18 protein-coding genes are annotated in these 17,129 nt (G+C 76.0%); 15 read left to right on the top strand and 3 right to left on the bottom strand.

The genetic code is table 11. The features are described 5' to 3' along the window. Positions 1-9 precede the first annotated feature (9 nt). The 7 genes from FHL79_RS05595 to FHL79_RS05565 all read left to right on the top strand — a co-directional run bounded on the left by FHL79_RS05595 (position 10) and on the right by FHL79_RS05565 (position 7,834). Complete coding sequence (locus FHL79_RS05595; RefSeq protein WP_138757633.1) at positions 10-1,419, top strand: serine hydrolase domain-containing protein; 1,410 nt, start codon at positions 10-12, stop codon at positions 1,417-1,419. Next, positions 1,416-2,945 (top strand): amidohydrolase, encoded by a 1,530-nt coding sequence (locus tag FHL79_RS05590; protein WP_138757632.1) that lies wholly within the window; start codon positions 1,416-1,418, stop codon positions 2,943-2,945. The genes FHL79_RS05595 and FHL79_RS05590 overlap by 4 nt, the downstream gene beginning before the upstream one ends. Positions 2,946-3,072: 127 nt before the next feature. Next, positions 3,073-3,852 (top strand): lysophospholipid acyltransferase family protein, encoded by a 780-nt coding sequence (locus FHL79_RS05585; protein ID WP_138757631.1) that lies wholly within the window; start codon positions 3,073-3,075, stop codon positions 3,850-3,852. Next, positions 3,849-4,844, top strand: coding sequence for an NAD(P)H-dependent glycerol-3-phosphate dehydrogenase (locus FHL79_RS05580; RefSeq protein ID WP_138757630.1), 996 nt, complete (start codon positions 3,849-3,851; stop codon positions 4,842-4,844). The genes FHL79_RS05585 and FHL79_RS05580 overlap by 4 nt, the downstream gene beginning before the upstream one ends. 37 nt (positions 4,845-4,881) lie before the next feature. Further along, positions 4,882-6,042 carry a cystathionine gamma-lyase gene (locus FHL79_RS05575; protein ID WP_138757629.1) on the top strand — a complete coding sequence of 387 codons (1,161 nt, stop codon included), beginning with the start codon at positions 4,882-4,884 and terminating at the stop codon, positions 6,040-6,042. A 38-nt stretch (positions 6,043-6,080) separates the two neighbouring features. Further along, positions 6,081-7,175, top strand: a complete 1,095-nt coding sequence (locus FHL79_RS05570) for a D-alanine--D-alanine ligase family protein (protein ID WP_281283852.1) — start codon at positions 6,081-6,083, stop codon at positions 7,173-7,175. Beyond that, positions 7,172-7,834 (top strand): hypothetical protein, encoded by a 663-nt coding sequence (locus FHL79_RS05565; protein ID WP_138757627.1) that lies wholly within the window; start codon positions 7,172-7,174, stop codon positions 7,832-7,834. The genes FHL79_RS05570 and FHL79_RS05565 overlap by 4 nt, the downstream gene beginning before the upstream one ends. Positions 7,835-7,847: 13 nt before the next feature. On the opposite strand, the gene FHL79_RS05560 is transcribed toward FHL79_RS05565, so the two are convergent. Continuing rightward, positions 7,848-8,384 (bottom strand): DUF3515 domain-containing protein, encoded by a 537-nt coding sequence (locus FHL79_RS05560; RefSeq protein WP_246080381.1) that lies wholly within the window; start codon positions 8,382-8,384, stop codon positions 7,848-7,850. Positions 8,385-8,436: 52 nt separating this feature from the next. Then, positions 8,437-8,670: an Lrp/AsnC ligand binding domain-containing protein gene (locus FHL79_RS05555; protein WP_014742398.1), complete on the bottom strand. Its 234-nt coding sequence runs from the start codon at positions 8,668-8,670 to the stop codon at positions 8,437-8,439. Positions 8,671-8,747: 77 nt separating this feature from the next. Between FHL79_RS05555 and FHL79_RS05550 the strand changes: the two genes are divergently transcribed. The 3 genes from FHL79_RS05550 to FHL79_RS05540 are packed head-to-tail and all read left to right on the top strand — an operon-like array spanning position 8,748 to position 10,895. Further along, the gene (locus FHL79_RS05550) at positions 8,748-9,782 is read left to right on the top strand and encodes a thiamine-phosphate kinase (RefSeq protein ID WP_138757625.1); all 1,035 of its coding nucleotides are present in this window, start codon (positions 8,748-8,750) and stop codon (positions 9,780-9,782) included. After that, positions 9,766-10,281 (top strand): GNAT family N-acetyltransferase, encoded by a 516-nt coding sequence (locus FHL79_RS05545; protein WP_138757624.1) that lies wholly within the window; start codon positions 9,766-9,768, stop codon positions 10,279-10,281. The genes FHL79_RS05550 and FHL79_RS05545 overlap by 17 nt, the downstream gene beginning before the upstream one ends. Further along, positions 10,269-10,895, top strand: a complete 627-nt coding sequence (locus tag FHL79_RS05540) for a cytidylate kinase-like family protein (RefSeq protein WP_138757623.1) — start codon at positions 10,269-10,271, stop codon at positions 10,893-10,895. Before FHL79_RS05545 ends, FHL79_RS05540 begins: the two co-directional genes overlap by 13 nt. A gap of 112 nt (positions 10,896-11,007) precedes the next feature. On the opposite strand, the gene rpmB is transcribed toward FHL79_RS05540, so the two are convergent. Beyond that, positions 11,008-11,190 carry a 50S ribosomal protein L28 gene (rpmB, locus tag FHL79_RS05530; protein WP_439331091.1) on the bottom strand — a complete coding sequence of 61 codons (183 nt, stop codon included), beginning with the start codon at positions 11,188-11,190 and terminating at the stop codon, positions 11,008-11,010. A 209-nt stretch (positions 11,191-11,399) separates the two neighbouring features. Between rpmB and FHL79_RS05525 the strand changes: the two genes are divergently transcribed. From FHL79_RS05525 to FHL79_RS05505, 5 genes are all read left to right on the top strand, one after another. After that, positions 11,400-13,019 (top strand): DAK2 domain-containing protein, encoded by a 1,620-nt coding sequence (locus FHL79_RS05525; RefSeq protein WP_171058037.1) that lies wholly within the window; start codon positions 11,400-11,402, stop codon positions 13,017-13,019. A gap of 8 nt (positions 13,020-13,027) precedes the next feature. Beyond that, the gene (gene recG, locus FHL79_RS05520; protein WP_246080379.1) at positions 13,028-15,229 is read left to right on the top strand and encodes an ATP-dependent DNA helicase RecG; all 2,202 of its coding nucleotides are present in this window, start codon (positions 13,028-13,030) and stop codon (positions 15,227-15,229) included. 112 nt (positions 15,230-15,341) lie between these two features. Further along, positions 15,342-15,896 carry a 16S rRNA (guanine(966)-N(2))-methyltransferase RsmD gene (gene rsmD, locus FHL79_RS05515; protein ID WP_138757621.1) on the top strand — a complete coding sequence of 185 codons (555 nt, stop codon included), beginning with the start codon at positions 15,342-15,344 and terminating at the stop codon, positions 15,894-15,896. Further along, positions 15,893-16,381 (top strand): pantetheine-phosphate adenylyltransferase, encoded by a 489-nt coding sequence (gene coaD / locus FHL79_RS05510; RefSeq protein ID WP_138757620.1) that lies wholly within the window; start codon positions 15,893-15,895, stop codon positions 16,379-16,381. Before rsmD ends, coaD begins: the two co-directional genes overlap by 4 nt. Continuing rightward, a complete protein-coding gene (locus FHL79_RS05505) occupies positions 16,378-17,067 on the top strand; it encodes a hypothetical protein (RefSeq protein WP_138757619.1) in 690 nt (229 codons plus the stop codon). Before coaD ends, FHL79_RS05505 begins: the two co-directional genes overlap by 4 nt. Positions 17,068-17,129: the final 62 nt, after the last annotated feature.

Genomic DNA, 17,129 nt, shown 5'->3' with positions numbered 1-17,129 from the left:
CACCCGCGCATGCAGCCCGACCCCGCCCGCACCGCCGAGGTGGCCGCGGCCGCCGCGCCCTACCTGGAGTCCTGGCTGGAACACCAGCGCCGCCGGTTGCGGGTCCCCGGGGTGCAGGCCGCCGTCCGGGTGGGGGACCGGCTGGTGTTGGACACCGCGCTGGGCGTCGCCGACCTGGACACCGGCGCGCCGCTGACCCCTGCGCACCTGTTCCGGATCGCCTCGCACTCCAAGACGTTCACCGCCACCGCCGTCCTGCAGCTGGTCGAGGACGGCCGGCTCCGGCTCGACGACCCGATCGCCTCGCTCGTGCCCGCGCTGACCGGCACCGGCCTGGCCGAGGTCACCGTGCGCGAGCTGCTCGGCCACCAGGGCGGCGTCGTCCGCGACGGCCGGGACAACGACCACTGGCAGCTGCTGCAGCCCTTCCCGGACGAGGCGCTGCTGCTGCGCACGGCCACGGACGACGGCGCGGTGCTCGACCGCAACGAGCACTTCAAGTACTCCAACATCGGCTACTCGCTGCTGGGGCTGGCGATCGAGGCGGTCACCGGGACCGGGTACGCCGCGCACGTGCAGGCCGCCGTGCTCGACCGGCTCGGCCTGGTCGACACCGGCCCGGAGTGGGACCCGGCCCGGGCGGAGGAGTACGCCGCCGGGCACACCGGCCTGCTGGACGGCGAGGACGAGCGCGCGACCATCCCGCACGTCGACACCCGGGCGATGGCCTCGGCCACCGGCTTCTGGTCCACCGCGCGGGACCTGACCACCTTCGGCGCCGCGCACTTCGCCGGGGACCCCGCGCTGCTCACCGAGGGCAGCAAGCGGCTGATGCGCCGCCGCGAGTCCGAGATCCGGGCCCACGGCGGCGACCCCCGGTACTACGGGCTGGGGATGGACCTGCGCACCCTCGGCGAGCGGGAGCTCGTCGGGCACAGCGGCGGCTACCCCGGGCACATCACCCGCACCTGGATCGACCCGGTGGGACAGGTGGTGGTCAGCGTGCTGACCAACGCCGTCGACGGCCCCGCCGACGCCCTGGCCCGTGGGCTGTACGCGCTGCTGGACCTCGCGCTGGCGGCGCCGGAGGGCGTCGACCAGCCGCCGGCCGAGGAGCTGGCGCGCTACACCGGCCGGTTCGCCAACCTGTGGGGCACCACCGACGTCGCGCTGCTCGGCGGCCGGCTGGTGCTGCTGCACCCGAGCGCGCCCGAGCCGACCGAGGAGCGCGCCGAGCTGACCGTGGAGGGCCCGGACACTCTCCGGCTGGAGACGGTTCCCGGCTTCGGCAGCCCGGGGGAGACCGTGGAGTACGAGTGGGCGGCGGACGGGACGGTGAGCCGGGTGCGCGCCGGCGGCATCTCCAGCTGGCCCCTCGACGTCTTCCGGGCGCGGCGGGCGGCGCAGGTCGCCCGGTGAGCGCGGTGCTGCTGCGCCGGGCCCGACTGGGCGCGGCGGTGCGGGACGTGCTGCTCGGCGGCGGTCGGGTGACCGCGATCGCCGACGACCTCGCCGCCGGCGCCCCGGGACTGCCCGGGCTGCCGGCCGGCACCGAGGTCGTGGACCTCGACGGCGCCGTCCTGCTGCCCGGGCTGGTCGACGCGCACGTCCACCTGGAGCAGTGGGCCGCCACCCGCCGCCGGATCGACGTCTCCGCGACCCGGTCGGCCGCCGAGGCGGCCGCGCTGCTCGCTGCCGCCGTCCGCGGTGCCGCCGTGGAGCCGGACTCGGTGGTGGTCGGGCACGGGTTCCGGGACGCGCTGTGGCCGGACGTGCCGTGCGCGGCGCTGCTCGACGACGTGCTGCCGGGCCGGGCGGTCGTGCTGGCCAGCGGCGACCTGCACACCGCGTGGTGCAGCTCGGTGGCGGTGCACCGCTTCGCGCTGACCAGCCCGGACGGTGTCGTGGTGGAGCAGGAGGCCATGGAGCTGATGGCCCGGGCCGGTGCGGTCGGCCCTGCCGTGCTGGACGGCTGGGTGCTCGAGGCAGCCGCGGCCGCCGCCTCCCGTGGGGTGACCGCCGTCGTGGACCTCGAGTACGGCGACCCGCTGACCAGCTGGCGACGCCGGGCCGCGCGGCAGCCCGGCGGGCCGCCGCTGCGGGTGGCTGCCGGGGTGTGGGTCGACCGGTTGGAGCAGACGATCGCCGCCGGGCTGCGCAGCGGTGACCCGCTCCCGGGCGTGACCGACCCGGTCGCCGCCGACCGGCTGCGGCTGGGCCCGGTCAAGGTCTTCGTCGACGGATCGCTGGGCACCCGCACCGCCTTCTGCACGCACGCCTACCCCGGGGCCGCCGGCCCGCGCCCCCACGGGGTGCTGCGCACGCCGTTGCCCGAGCTGGAGCGGCTGCTGCGCCGGGCGGCCTCGGCCGGGCTGGACCTGGCGGTGCACGCGATCGGTGACCGGGCGACAGGCGTCGCGCTCGACGGGTTCGCTGCCGCCGGCTGCACCGGCCGGATCGAGCACGCCCAGCAGGTGCACCCCGACGACCTGCCGCGCTTCGCCCGGCTCGGGGTGGCGGCCAGCGTCCAGCCGCGGCACGCCGTCGACGACCGGGACGCCGCCGACCAGCACTGGGCCGGTGCGACCGGGTGGGCCTTCCCGTACCGCGCGCTGGTGGACGCCGGGGCGGAGCTGGTGCTGGGCTCCGACGCGCCGGTGGCGCCGCTGGACCCCTGGGACGGGATCGCCAGCGCCGTCCACCGGTCGCTGGACGGCCGTGCCGCCTGGCACCCCGAGCAGCACCTGGGCCTCGACGTCGCGCTCGCCGCCGCCAGCGGCGGCCGCCGCGCGGTGCGGGTCGGCGACGTCGCCGACCTGGTCGTGGTGGCCGAGCCGCCGGCCGCGGTGCTGGCCCGCGACGGTGCCGGTGGGCTGCGGACGACGGAGGTCCTGGGCACGCTGGTCGCCGGTCGCTGGACGCACCGCAGCGGGTCGCTGGACTGAGCGACACCGCCCTCGCGCGGGGGCAGGTGCGGGCGCCGGCCGCGCGGAGGGCAACATCATGAGCGAGGTCACCCACGCCGGCGTCCTGCCCAGGACCGGCGGACCCTGATCACGGAGGAGGTGCCAGGTGCCGCAGGAGCTGCTCGTCCCGCGCCCACCGCGCCGGGTCACCCGCCGCCCGATCAGCTGGGCGTTCCGGTTCTGCGTCCTGGTCGTGTACCCGCTGGCCTCGCTCCTGTTCCGGCTGCGGTACCGGCACGCGGACCGCATCCCGCCCACCGGCGGGGTGCTGCTGGTCGCCAACCACGTCTCGGTGCTCGACCCGATCGCCTGCGCCCGGCTGGTGTGGGACGGCGGCCGGGTGCCGCACTTCCTGGCCAAGGAGTCGGTGTTCACCGGTCCGGCCGGCACGATCCTGCGCGCCGCCGGGCAGATCCCGGTCTCCCGGGGCACCAACGCCGCGATGTCCTCGGTGCACGCCGCCAAGGCCCAGCTCGACGCCGGTGAGCTCGTCGTCATCTACCCCGAGGGCTCGGTGACCCGCGACCCCGGCTGGTGGCCGATGCAGGCCCGGTCCGGCGTGGCGCGGCTGGCGCTGACCACCGATGCCGTCGTCCTGCCCGTCGCCCAGTGGGGGCCGCAGCTCGTGCACGACTACCACACCAAGCGGCTGCACCTGCGGCTGCGGACGCCGGCGGACTACCTGGTCGGCGAACCGGTCGACCTCTCCGCCCAGCGGTCCCGGGTGCGCGCCGGGCAGCCGCTCACCCCGGAGCTGCTCCGCGAGGTGACCGACCTGCTGATGACCCGGGTCCGGGACCAGCTCGGCGAGCTCCGCCAGGAGCGCCCACCCGTCGAGTTCGCCCCCCGGCCGGAGCGCCCGGCGCTCCCCGGGGAGGTGGCATGACCCGGGCCGCGGTGCTCGGCGCGGGCTCCTGGGGCACGACCTTCGCCAAGGTGCTGGCCGACGCCGGCTGCTCGGTGTCCCTGCACGCCCGCCGTCCCGAGCTGGTCGAGACGATCGCGCGGACCCGGCAGAACGCCGACTACCTGCCCGGCGTGCGGCTGCCCACCGCTGTGCGGGCCACCGTCGACGCCGCCGAGGCGCTGGACGGCGCGGACGTCGTCGTGCTCGCCGTGCCGAGCCAGACGTTGCGGGACAACCTGGCCGGCTGGGCGCCGCTGCTGCCGCCCGAGGCCTCGCTGCTGTCCTTGATGAAGGGCGTCGAGCTCGGCACCACCAAGCGGATGAGCGAGGTCATCTGCGAGGTGACCGGCGCCGGCGCGGACCGGGTCGCCGCGCTGTCCGGGCCGAACCTGGCCCGGGAGATCGCCGAGGAGCAGCCCTCGGCGACGGTCATCGCCTGCTCGGACACCGAGCGTGCGGAGCTGCTGCAGGCCGCCTGCGGCACCCCGTACTTCCGGCCCTACACCAATCCCGACCTGGTCGGCTGCGAGCTCGGCGGCGCGGTCAAGAACGTGATCGCGCTGGCCTGCGGGGTCGCCACCGGGCTGGGCTTCGGGGACAACACGCGGGCCTCGCTGATCACCCGCGGCCTCGCCGAGACCGCCCGGCTGGGCATGGCGCTGGGCGCCGACGTGACCACCTTCGCCGGCCTGGCCGGCCTCGGTGACCTGGTCGCGACGTGCTCCTCACCGCTGTCGCGGAACCGGACCTTCGGGGAGCACCTGGGCCAGGGCATGTCGGTGGCCGAGGTCCTGGAGATCACCAAGCAGACCGCCGAGGGGGTCAAGACCTGCCGCTCGGTGCTGGACCTGGCCCGCGCGCACGGGGTCGACGTGCCGATCACCGAGGCCGTGGTGCGGGTCTGCCACGAGGGGGAGTCGGCCGCCCAGATGGTGCGCGAGATGATGTCCAGAGAAGCGAAGCCCGAGTAGACCTCCCGGGTCGCTCAGACCCCCTGGAGGACCGTTCGTGAGCACCCCCGACCTGCCCGCCGAGCTCGGGGACGGGACCCGGCTGGTCCACGCCGGCGACGACCCGGCGGTGCCGGGCACCCCGCTGCGCCCCTCCCCGGTGTTCGCCGCGCCGTACCACCTCGGCGACCAGCCGCCGGGCTGGCAGGGCGCCGACGGGTACGCCCGGCCGGACAACCCGACGCTGCGGGTCTTCGAGCGGGCCGTCGGCGAGCTGGACGGCGGCGACTGCCTGTCCTTCGCCACCGGCATGGCGGCCATCAGCTCCGCCGTGCTGGCCCTGGTGCGCCCCGGTGACCGGGTGGTGCTGCCCTCGGACGGCTACTACGCGACCCGGGTGCTGGCCCGCGACGAGCTCGAGCGCTTCGGCCTGCAGGTCGACCTGGTGCCGACCCTGGAGATCGAGGCCGTCGCCGCCCGCGGGGACCTCGACGGCGTCCGGCTGGTGCTGCTGGAGACCCCGAGCAACCCGCAGCTGGACGTCTGCGACATCGCCGCGGTCGCCCGGGCCACCACGGCCGCCGGAGCGGTGCTGGCGGTCGACAACACCACCGCCTCGCCGATCGGCCAGCGCCCGCTGGCGCTCGGGGCGGACCTCACCCTCGGGTCGGACACCAAGGCGCTGACCGGGCACAGCGACGTCCTGCTCGGGCACGTGAGCAGCGCTCGCACCGACACCGGCCGGGAGCTGAACACCCGGATCGCGGCCTGGCGGAAGACCACCGGCAACACCCCGGGCCCGTTCGAGGCCTGGCTGGCCCACCGGTCGATGAGCACCCTGGACCTGCGGCTGGCCCGGCAGGCCGCCAACGCCGCCGCCCTCACCGAGCTGCTCGCCGGGCACCCCGCGGTCAGCGGGGTCCGGTGGCCGTGGCGGCCCGGCGACCCGTCGTACGCGCTGGCGACCACCCAGATGCTCCGCCCGAACGGCGTCGTCTCCGCCGAGCTCGCCGACTCCGCAGCCGTGCAGCGGCTGGTCGCCAGCAGCCGGCTGCTGCTCGCCGCGACCAGCTTCGGTGGCGTGCACACCACGATCGACCGGCGCGCCCAGTGGGGCGGAGACGCCGTCCCGGCGGGGTTCGTCCGCTTCTCCTGCGGGATCGAGGACACCGCCGACCTCGTCGCGGACCTCACCTCGGCCCTCGCGGCGCTCGGCTAGGGTCGGCGGCGATGACCGGCGAGGCGCGCAGGACCAGGGTGGCAGTCGTCTTCGGCGGGCGGAGCGCGGAGCACGCGATCTCCTGCGTGTCGGCCGGGAGCGTGCTCGCCGCGCTGGACCCGGAGCGCTACGAGGTGGTGCCGGTGGGCATCGCCCGGGACGGCCGGTGGGTGCTGCACGACGGCGCGGCGCTGGCCATCGAGGGCGGCACGCTGCCCGAGGTCACCGGCGGCACCGCCGTCTCGCTGGTCGGCGACCCGGCCGGGCGGGGGCTGGCGGTGCTGGAGCCCGGTCAGGCCATCGGTCGGCTCACCGAGGTCGACGTCGTCTTCCCGGTGCTGCACGGCGCCTACGGGGAGGACGGCACGATCCAGGGTCTGCTGGAGATGTCCGGGCTGCCCTACGTCGGCTCGGGGGTGTTCGCCAGCGCGGCCTCGATGGACAAGGAGTTCACCAAGAAGCTGCTGTCCGCCGCCGGGATCCCGCAGGGCGACCACGTGGTGCTGCGCGACGCCCGCGGCGCGATCTGCCCCGACCCGGACGTGCTCGACGAGGCGGCGCGGGAGCGGCTGGGCCTGCCGGTCTTCGTCAAGCCGTCCCGCGCCGGGTCCAGCATCGGGATCACCCGGGTCACCGACTGGGCGCAGTTCCCCGCGGCGGTGGCGACCGCGGCCGCGGTCGACCGCAAGGTGGTCGTGGAGGCCGCTGTCCCCGGCCGGGAGATCGAGTGCGGCGTCCTGGCCCGGCCCGGCGGCGGGCAGCCCGAGGCCAGCCTCCCGGCGGAGATCCGGCTGCGGCCGGGCACCGAGTGGTACGACTTCGACGCGAAGTACCTCGAGGACGCCGTCGAGTTCGACGTCCCCGCCGACCTCACCGCCTCCCAGACCGCCGCGGTGCAGGAGATCTCCCGCCGGGCCTACCTCGCGATGGACTGCCGCGGGCTGGCCCGGGTCGACTTCTTCCTCTCTACCGACCCCGCGACCGGAGCCGACCGGTGGGTGGTGAACGAGGTCAACACGATGCCCGGGTTCACGCCCATCTCGATGTTCCCGCGGATGTGGGCGGCCACCGGCGTCAGCTACCCCGAGCTGGTCGACCGGCTGGTCTCCAGTGCCGGGCTGGACGGCGGGTGACCTCCCGGCTGCTGCGGACCGTGGCGGCCCCGATGCTGCTGCTCACCCCGTGGTGCACCGGCTGCACGTCCCAGGAGGCCCCCGCGGCCGGCCCGGGGGAGTCGTCAGCGTCGGCGTCCGAGGCCGTTCCCTCCGACGCGGCCGGGCTGGAGGCCCTGCTCGTCGACGCGGTGCCCTCCGGCCTGCCGCTGGTGCCCGACGACGAGCTCGTCCCGCCGGCGGGGGCCAAGACGATCGACGACGTGGCCCGGTACGGCGGCGACGCGCAGCAGCAGCGGCAGGTGCTCAGCGACTACGGCTACCTGCGTGGCTGGGAGCGCTTCTGGCGCGCCGACGCCGCGCTGACCAGCGTGTTCCTCGACCAGTTCCAGGACGGAGCAGGCGCGGGGTCCTACGCGGAGGACCTCGCGCGCAACGACGCGGAGTACTACGGCGGGCTGACCGACAGCGCCCCGGACGACCTGCCGTCCGGCTGCGTGACCATGGCGCGGGACGAGCCCGCGCCCGACCACGGCTTCGCCGGACCGGCCGCCTTCGCCTGGTGCGCCGTCGGCGCCTTCACCGTCTCGGTCGCCGCGGTCGCGGCGACCCCGGCGGACGCCTGGGCGGAGCTCGTCGCGGTGACCGTCGCCCAGCTCGACCGGCTCCCCGCCGGCTGAACGAGGGCCTCCCTCAGCCGCCGGGTGCGGGGGTGACGTAGGGCAGCGCCGTGGCGATGATCGGGCACAGCGCGGTCACCGTGGCGCTGTCGGTGCTCGTCGGCACCGACACCTGGACGGGCACGTTCCGGTCGACCGTCGTCCAGACGACGACGTCGGGGTCGGTGTCGTCGACGAACCACTCGACGCCGGAGATGACGATCGTCGAGGTCCCCACGACGTAGCCGGCCGGCGGGGCGACGCCGCACACCAGCACGATCGCCGGGTCGCCCCAGGCGTAGGCGTAGGGGGTGTCGGAGTCGACCAGGCGGGAGGTCTCCCCGGCCAGCTCCAGCGGCAGCTGGCCCATCAGCACCGGGCAGGCCAGCTCCGCGGCGGAGGTGGCGTCGGGGGTGTCGACCTGCACCGGGGGCAGGTCGCCCCGCGGCGCCGACGTCGTGCCGGAGACGTCGGCCACCGCGGTGCCGGCGTCGGCGGGCTCGTCGTCGCGCTGCACGTTGACCAGCACCAGCAGCACGGCCACCACCGCCACCAGGACGGCGAGGGTCACCAGCGCCGCCCGGCGCAGCAGCCGGTCGGAGGGGGTCGGCGTGCTCAGGAGCTCAGAGGTTGACGACGGGGCAGGTCAGCGTGCGGGTGATGCCGTCGACCGACTGCACCCGGGCCACGACGAGCCGGCCGAGCTCGTCGACGGTGTTCGCCTCGGCCCGCACGATCACGTCGTAGGGGCCGGTGACGTCCTCGGCCTTCGTCACGCCGGCGATCTCGCTGATGCTCGCGGCGACCGCGGCTGCCTTGCCGACTTCGGTCTGGATCAGGATGTAGGCGTGGACCACGGGTTGACCTTCCTCGGGCGCAGGCCTGCTGAGCAGCGGACCGGCCAGCAACGTTACCGAGCCGCGCGGGACGCCGCGTGACGCGGCCCCGCCCGCTCTCGCCCCCGCCCGACCCGGCGGACACCGTCGGGGCCGTCGGGGAGTTCCCGCTCATCGCCCGGGTGGTCGCCCGGTCGGGCACCGCGGCGCTGGCCGAGGTCGGCCCAGGCGACGACGCGGCCGTGCTGCGCGCACCCGACGGCAGGGTGGTGGCCTGCACCGACGTCCTGGTGGAGGGCCGGCACTTCCGTCGCGACTGGTCCTCCGCCGAGGACGTCGGGCACAAGGCCGCCGCGGCCAACCTGGCCGACGTCGCCGCCATGGGCGCGGTGCCCACCGCGCTGCTGGTCGGGCTGGCCTGCCCCGCGGACACCTCGGCGGCCTGGCTGGAGGGCGTCGCGGCCGGCATGGCGGCCGAGTGCGCCCCGTTCGGCGCCGCGGTCGTCGGCGGCGACACCTCGGCGAGCGCACCGGACTCCTCGGCCGTCGTGCTGTCGGTGACGGCGCTGGGCGACCTCGGTGGCCGGGCGCCGGTCCTGCGCTCCGGTGCCCGGCCGGGGGACGTGGTGGCGGTGGCCGGCCGGCTCGGCTGGTCGGCCTGCGGACTGGCGGTGCTCCGCCGGGGCTTCACCGCGCCGGCCGCCGCGGTGGGCGCCCACCGCCGCCCGCTGCCGCCGTACGCCGCCGGTCCGGCCGCCGCCGACGCCGGGGCCACCGCCATGTGCGACACCAGCGACGGGCTCCTCGCCGACGCCGGCCACCTGGCCGCGGACAGCGGCGTCGTGCTGGACCTGGACCGAGCCGTGCTGCGGGAGACCTACGTGATCGGGCCGCTGCCGCAGGTCGCCGCGGCGCTCGGTGGCGACCCGCTCAGCTGGGTCCTCACCGGCGGGGAGGACCACGCCCTGGTGGCCACCTTCCCCTCCGGTGTCGCACTCCCCGAGGGGTGGACGAGTATCGGGGTCGTGCACGAGGCGACGGAGGACGGACCCGGGGTCCGGGTGGACGGGGTGCCCGCCGCGCAGGTGGCGGCCGAGCTGGGGGAGGAGACGGGTCATGTCCACTTCGGCTGAGCCGGGCCTGGTCCGGCTCCGCGCCGTGGGGTACAGCGACCCGGTCGCCCAGCACCTGGTCGCGCGGGTGCAGCAGGAGTACGTCGTCCGCTACGGCGGCTTCGACGAGGCCGTGGTCGACCCGGCCGAGTTCTCCGCACCGGTGGGGCTCTTCCTGGTCGCCGAGGTCGACGGGGTGCCCGCCGGGTGCGGCGGCTGGCGGTCCTTCGGCAACGGCGTCGCGGAGGTCAAGCGGATGTACGTGGAGCCGGCCTTCCGCCGGCGCGGCATCGCCGCCCTCGTGCTCGTCACGCTGGAGCGCTCCGCGCGCGAGGCCGGCCACCGGCAGCTGCTGCTCAACTCCGGTGACCGGCAGCCCGAGGCGCTGGCGCTCTACGACCGCGCGGGTTATGTGCCCGTCCCCGGGTACGGGGTGTACGCCGACGCACCGGACGCGGTCTTCCTGGGCAAGGACCTGGAAGTCGGGCAGCCCGAGGAGGACGACGCATGGGCGTCGTGACCGTGTCGGCGTCGTTCGGTGCCGGCGGCGCCGAGATCGCCCCGGCCGTCGCCGAGCGCCTGCGGCTGCCGTTCCACGACCGGGTCATCCCGGCCCAGGTGGCCGGGCGGCTGGGAGTGCCCGTCGCCGAGGCGGAGGCCAACGACGAGACCGTCACCCGCGGCCTGTGGCGGCTGGTGAGCTCGCTGGGCACGATGCCCGACCCGGTCGGCGGTGTGCTCCCGACGTCCGCGCTCCCCGACGAGCGGGCCTACCGGGTGCAGACCGAGCGGGTGCTCGGCGAGATCGTCGCGGGCCCGGGCGGGGTGGTCCTCGGCCGGGCTGCGGCGATGGTGCTGCGGGACCGCCCCGACGTGCTGCACGTGCGGCTGGACGGGCCGCCGGGACGGCGGCTGGCCGCCGCGGTCGCGCACTCGGGCCGGCCGGAGGACGAGGTGCGCCGGGACCAGGAGGCCGCCGACCGGGCCCGGGTCGCCTACGTGCGGCACTTCTACCGCTGCGACCCGGCCGAGTCCCGGCACTACCACCTGGTGGTCGACAGCACCGCCCTGCCGCACGACGCGGTGGTCGAGCTGCTGGTCACCGCCGCCCGTGCCCGGGGCATCGGCGGCTGAGCACGCAGAAGACCCCGGAGGCCAGCGGCCTCCGGGGTCCATGTCGCGCTCCTCGGCCCCGTCCAGAGGCTCGCCCCGAGCTTGCGAGGGGTGAGGAGGACGGGGTCCTTCGTCAGCCGCGGACGACCTTGCCCGCGCGGATGCAGGAGGTGCAGGCGTTGATGCGGCGGCGGGTGCCGGCACCGACGACGGCCTTCACGGCCTGGATGTTCGGGTTCCAACGGCGCGGCGTACGGCGGTGCGAGTGGGACACCGACATGCCGAAACCGGGGCCCTTGCCACACACGTCGCACACGGCAGCCACGGTCGATCACTCCCAGAGAATTGGTCCAACTGAAGTCAGGTCGCGGTGCCGCCGGAGGCCCGAGGGCAGACACCAGCCACGCACACGCTGGGTACCACTGTAACCGGTGTCCGGGACCGCTGTCGGCCCACCCCGGCCCGGCGGCCGGGGAGGGCACGCGTGGACCGGTCCTGTCAGCGGCCCCCGGTACCCTGCCGGGCGTGCTGAGGGCGCTGGACGACGCCGCGGTCGGCCGGTGGAGTCGTGCCGTCGTCGACAGCCTCGGCGCGGCCCGCAGCCGGCTCGACGAGCTCAACGTCTTCCCGGTGCCCGACGGTGACACCGGCACCAACCTGCTGCTCACCGCCGAGGCCGGGCACGCTGCCCTCGACGCCGCCCTGCAGGCCGCGCGGGACGACGGCGGCCGCCGACCCGAGTCCCCGTGGCTGGTGCTCGCCCGGGGCGCCGTGCTGGGTGCCCGGGGCAACTCCGGCGCGATCCTCGCCCAGCTCCTGCGCGGCCTCGCCGACGGGCTGGCCGACGAGCCCGAGGTCGACGGCGAGGTCCTCGCCACGGCGCTCACCAGCGCCTCCCGGACCGCGTACGGCGCCGTCGCCGACCCCGAGGAGGGCACCTTCCTCACCGTGGCCCGGTCGGGCGCCGAGGCCGCGGCCACCGCGGTCGCCGAGGGGCGGACCGGGCTCGCCGACGTCGTCCGGGCGGCCGCCGACGGCGCGCTCACCGCGCTGCAGGCCACCACCGGCCAGCTCGCCGCGCTGCGCGACGCCGGGGTCGTCGACGCCGGGGGAGCGGGCTGGTGCCTGGTGCTGGACGCGCTGGTCGGCACGGTGACCGGGGTGGCGCCGGTCCGCCCTCCGCTCGGCGGCCGCCCGGCCCGCCCCCTGGTCCCGGTGCCCGGCCCGCCCGCTCCCGGTCCGGGCAGCGAGGTGCAGTTCCTGCTCGCCGACTCCGACCCGGCCGCCGTCGCCCGGCTGCAGACCCGGCTCGCCGCGCTCGGGGACTGCCTTGTCGTGGTCGGCGTCGACACCCCCGCCGGACGCGAGTGGAACGTGCACGTGCACGTCGCCGACGTCGGCGCCGCGATCGAGGCCGGCATCGAGGCCGGCCGGCCGCACCGCATCTCGGTCACCGCGCTGGCACCGCTGCTCCCGCCGGCTGCGGCCCCGGGCGTCCGGGCGGTCGTCGCGCTGGCCTGCGCGGCCGGGCTGGCCGAGCTGTTCGCGGGGGAGGGCGTCGCCGTCCTCACCGCGCCGGTCGACGGCGTCGACGAGGACGACGTGCTGCGTGCCGTCCTGGGCACGGGCGCCGAGCAGGTCGTCGTGCTGCCCAACGCCGCGGGGGCGATCGCCCCCGCCGGCCGGGCCGCCGACCGCGCCCGCGCCCAGGGCCGGGACGTGGTCGTCGTCCCGACCCGGTCACCGGTCCAGGGGCTGGCCGCGCTGGCCGTCGCCGACCCGGCCCGCCGGTTCGGCGACGACGTCATCGCGCTGGCCGAGGCGGCCGCGGCCACCCGCTGGGCCGAGGTCACGGTCGCCGACCAGGAGGCCCTCACCTCGGCCGGGCGCTGCCGCCCCGGCGACGTGCTGGGCAGCGCGGAGGGTGACGTCGTCGTCATCGGCGCGGACCCCGCCACGGTGGCCCGGGACCTGCTCGACCGGCTGCTCTCGGCCGGCGGGGAGATGGCGACGCTGGTCGTGGGGGCGGACGCCGCCCTGGGCGACAGCGTGTCCGCCCACCTGGCGGCGGTGCACCCGACGGTCGAGGTGGTCCGGTACGCCGGGGGTGCCGGGGCGCTGCCCCTGCTGGTGGGGGTGGAGTGATGGTGGCCATGGACACCGACCTGGTCCGGGTGCTCGGCCCCAAGACCGCGAAGGTGATGGCCGACCAGTTGCAGCTGCGCACCGTGCGCGACCTGCTGCGGCACTACCCGCGCCGGTACGCCCGCCGCGGGGAGATGGCCCGGCTGGACGACCTCGAGGTCGGCGACCGGGTGACCGTGCTGGCCCAGGTCAAGAGCGTGAGCACCCGCAGGATGCAGCAGCGCCGGGGGACGCTGACCGAGGTCACCGTGGGCGACGGCGCGGGCAGCATGCGGCTGGTCTTCTTCAACAACCGGCATGCGCACCTGGACGTCGGGGAGTGGGGTCTGTTCGCCGGCACCGTGGGGCTCTGGCGGGGCGACAAGCAGTTCAGCCACCCCGACTGCCACATCATGACCGGCGACGACGACGACTGGGCCCGCGCCCTGGTGCCGATCTACCCGGCCAGCAAGGACGTCTCCAGCTGGGTGATCCAGAAGTCGGTCAAGCTGCTGCTGGACGACCGGAGCTCGCTGGAGGCCCTGCTCGACGACCCGATCCCCCAGCCGGTCCGCGACCGGCACGGCCTGCCGTCGCTGGCCACGGCGCTGGTCTACAAGCACCGTCCCGAGTCGACCGCCCAGGTGGAGTTCGCCGACGAGCGCCTGAAGTGGGACGAGGCACTGGTGCTGCAGTGCACGCTCGCCGCCCGCCGGCGCGCCGCTGCCCTGGAGCCCGGCATCGAGCGCCCGCGGCGCCGCGGCGGGCTGCTGGACGCCGTCGACGCCGCGCTGCCGTTCTCCCTCACCGAGGGCCAGCGCGAGGTCGGTGAGGAGCTGGCCGGGGAGCTGGCCCGGGTGCAGCCGATGAACCGGCTGCTGCAGGGCGAGGTGGGCTCGGGCAAGACCGTCGTCGCGCTGCGCGCGATGGCCCAGGTGGTCGACGCCGGCGGCCAGGCGGCGCTGCTCGCGCCCACCGAGGTGCTCGCCGCCCAGCACGCCCGCAGCCTGACCGCGATCCTGGGTCCGTTGGCCCGGGCCGGCGAGCTGGACGGCGACCCGGCGGGCACCCGGGTGGTGCTGCTGACCGGGTCGCAGAAGGCCGCCGTCCGCCGGGAGGCCCGGGCCGCGGTCGCCGACGGCAGTGCCGGCATCGTCGTCGGCACGCACGCGTTGCTGCAGGAGGGCGTGGAGTTCGCCGACCTCGGTCTGGTCGTCGTCGACGAGCAGCACCGCTTCGGCGTCGAGCAGCGCGACGCGTTGCGCGCCAAGGGCACCCGACCGCCGCACGTGCTGGTGATGACGGCGACGCCGATCCCGCGCACCGTGGCCATGACCGTCTACGGCGACCTGGAGACCTCCACGCTGCGCCAGCTGCCCGCCGGCCGGGGTGGTGTGTCCAGCTCGGTGGTCCCGGTGCGGGACAAGCCTGCCTGGCTGGACCGCGCCTGGGCCCGGGTGCGGGAGGAGGTCGCGGCCGGGCGGCAGGCCTACGTCGTCTGCCCCCGGATCGGTGACCTGGAGGACGGCGGGAACGGCAAGGCCGCGGACGACGACGGGCCGGACGACGCCGACGGCGCCCCGCCGGAGGAGGAGGAGAAGGGCGGCAGCGACCGCCGTCCGCCGCTGGCCGTGCTCGACGTCGCGGAGGGTCTGCGCTCCGGGCCGCTGTCGGCGCTGCGGGTGGAGGTGCTGCACGGCCGGATGCCCGCGGAGGAGAAGGAGGCCCGGATGCGGGCCTTCGCCGCCGCCGAGGTCGACGTGCTGGTCGCCACCACCGTCGTCGAGGTCGGCGTCGACGTGCCCAACGCCACGGTGATGGTGGTGATGGACGCCGACCGGTTCGGCGTCAGCCAGCTGCACCAGCTGCGCGGCCGGGTGGCCCGGGGCAGGCACGCGGGGCTGTGCCTGCTGGTCAGCGAGGCGTCCAGCTCGTCGGCGACCGGGCAGCGGCTGGCCGCCGTCGCCGGCACCACCGACGGCTTCGAGCTGGCCCGGCTGGACCTGGAGACCCGCCGGGAGGGTGACGTGCTCGGCGCGGCGCAGTCCGGCCGCCGCTCGAACGTCAAGCTGCTCTCGCTGCTGGACGACGAGACGCTCATCGCCGAGGCGCGGGCCGAGGCGACCGCCCTGGTCGAGCAGGGCGGCGGACTCGCCGACCACCCCGAGCTGGCCGCCGCGGTCGCCGCGCTGGCGATGGACGAGCGAGCCGACTACCTGGAGAAGGCGTGAGGAAGGACCCCCTGCCCCCCAGGCCCCGTCCCGAGGCTCGCCCCGAGCGTGCGAGGGGTGAGGAGGACGGGGTCCTCCCACTCGCGGTGGGACCCTGCAGGGGGCCGGGGGCGTGACCCGCATCATCGCTGGATCTGCTGGTGGGCGGCGGCTGAAGGTCCCGCGCGCCGGGGTGCGGCCCACCGGCGACCGGGCGCGCGAGGGCCTGTTCAACTCGCTGGGCTCGCTGCTGGACCTCGACGGCATCCGGGTGCTGGACCTCTACGCCGGCTCCGGCGCGCTCGGTCTGGAGGCGCTGTCCCGCGGCGCGGCCGAGGTGGTCTTCGTGGAGTCCGGCGGCGGGGTGCTGCCGGTGCTGCGCGAGAACATCGCCGCGGTGGGCCTGCGTGGTGCCGTGGTGCTGCCGGGCAGCGTGCCGACCGTGGTCGCGGGGGCGGCCCCGGCCGGCTTCGACCTGGTGGTCGCCGACCCGCCGTACGCGGCTCCCGAGGAGGAGGTGCTGGGCGTGCTGCGCGCCCTCGCCGGGAACGGCTGGCTGAGCCCGGACGCCGTGGTCGTCGTCGAGCGGTCCAGTCGCGAGCAGCCGTGGGAGTGGCCGACACCGCTGATCGGAGTCCGTGATCGTCGGTACGGGGAGGCGGTGCTCCGGTACGGTCGCTTGTCGTGAGGCGTGCGGTCTGTCCCGGTTCGTTCGACCCGGTCACCAACGGCCATGTCGACGTGATCGCGCGCGCCGCCGCCCTGTACGACGAACTGGTCGTCGCAGTGCTGGTCAACCCCGGCAAGGCGGGCCTGTTCGACGTCTCGGAGCGGATGGCCCTGCTGCGTGAGGCGGTCGTCGACCTGTCCAACGTCACCGTGGACAGCTTCGAGGGCCTGCTGGTGAACTACTGCCGCGACCGGGACATCCCGGTGATCGTCAAGGGCCTCCGGGCCGTCGGCGACTTCGAGTACGAGCTGCAGATGGCGCAGATGAACCGCGAGCTGGCCGGGGTCGAGACCCTGTTCGTGCCGACCGCGCCGCAGGTCGGCCACCTCTCCTCGAGCCTGGTCAAGCAGATCGCGAAGTTCGGCGGCGATGTCTCGTCACTGGTCCCCAAGGCGGTCAACGACCGGCTGGTGGCGCAGGCGAGGGAGAGGCAGCAGCCATGACGGAGGTCGTCTACCGGCTGTACGAGACCGTGGACGAACTGACCACGGTCATCGAGAACGCCCGCAGCGTGCCGATGTCCTCGTCCTGCATGGTGCCGCGCGACCACCTGCTCGACCTGCTCGACGACCTGCGTGAGTCCCTCCCCGAGGAGGTGCAGCAGGCCGGCGCCATCGTCGAGCAGCGCACCGAGATCCTCCAGCAGGCCCAGGCGGAGGCCGAGCGGCTGACCGGGCGCACCCGCAGCGACAGCGAGCAGGTCGTGGCCAACGCCCGCCGCCAGCGCGAGGAGCTGGTCGGCACCGCCCGCCGGCAGCGCGACGAGATCCTCACCCAGGCCCAGGCGGAGGCCGACGAGCTGCTGGCCGAGGCCGAGGCGGAGGCCGAGCGGCTGCTCGCCGAGGCCCGCCGGCTGCGCGAGCAGCTCCTCGCCGACGGGCAGCGCCAGCAGGACGAACTGGTCGCCGCCGGTGAGGTCGAGCACGAGCGGTTGCTCACCGAGACCGAGGTGTACCGGACGGCGGTCGACCGGGCCGACGCGCTCGGGGCGCGGACCGCGGCCGAGGTCGCCCGGATGCGCGCGGAGGTCGACGACTACGTCGACACCCGGCTCGCCGACTTCGGGAACACGCTGTCGCACATGATGCGTTCGGTGGAGAAGGCGCGCGTCAACCTGCGCACGCCCTGACCGACCGCGCTGGGCCCACCGGACCTGCGCACGCCCTGACACCGGGACGAGGCCGGCGGAGG

It is taken from the genome of Modestobacter altitudinis, assembly GCF_005930475.1.
Taxonomy (GTDB): domain Bacteria; phylum Actinomycetota; class Actinomycetes; order Mycobacteriales; family Geodermatophilaceae; genus Modestobacter; species Modestobacter altitudinis.
This window is presented reverse-complemented; position numbering and strand designations above follow the sequence as displayed.

Coding starts and splice junctions, on each gene's coding strand:
- FHL79_RS05595 (WP_138757633.1), top strand. CDS start 10: ATGCAGCCCGACCCCGCCCGCACCGCCGAGGTGGCCGCGGCCGCCGCG.
- FHL79_RS05545 (WP_138757624.1), top strand. CDS start 9,766: ATGTCCACTTCGGCTGAGCCGGGCCTGGTCCGGCTCCGCGCCGTGGGG.
- FHL79_RS05540 (WP_138757623.1), top strand. CDS start 10,269: ATGGGCGTCGTGACCGTGTCGGCGTCGTTCGGTGCCGGCGGCGCCGAG.
- recG (WP_246080379.1), top strand. CDS start 13,028: ATGGACACCGACCTGGTCCGGGTGCTCGGCCCCAAGACCGCGAAGGTG.
- FHL79_RS05505 (WP_138757619.1), top strand. CDS start 16,378: ATGACGGAGGTCGTCTACCGGCTGTACGAGACCGTGGACGAACTGACC.
- FHL79_RS05580 (WP_138757630.1), top strand. CDS start 3,849: ATGACCCGGGCCGCGGTGCTCGGCGCGGGCTCCTGGGGCACGACCTTC.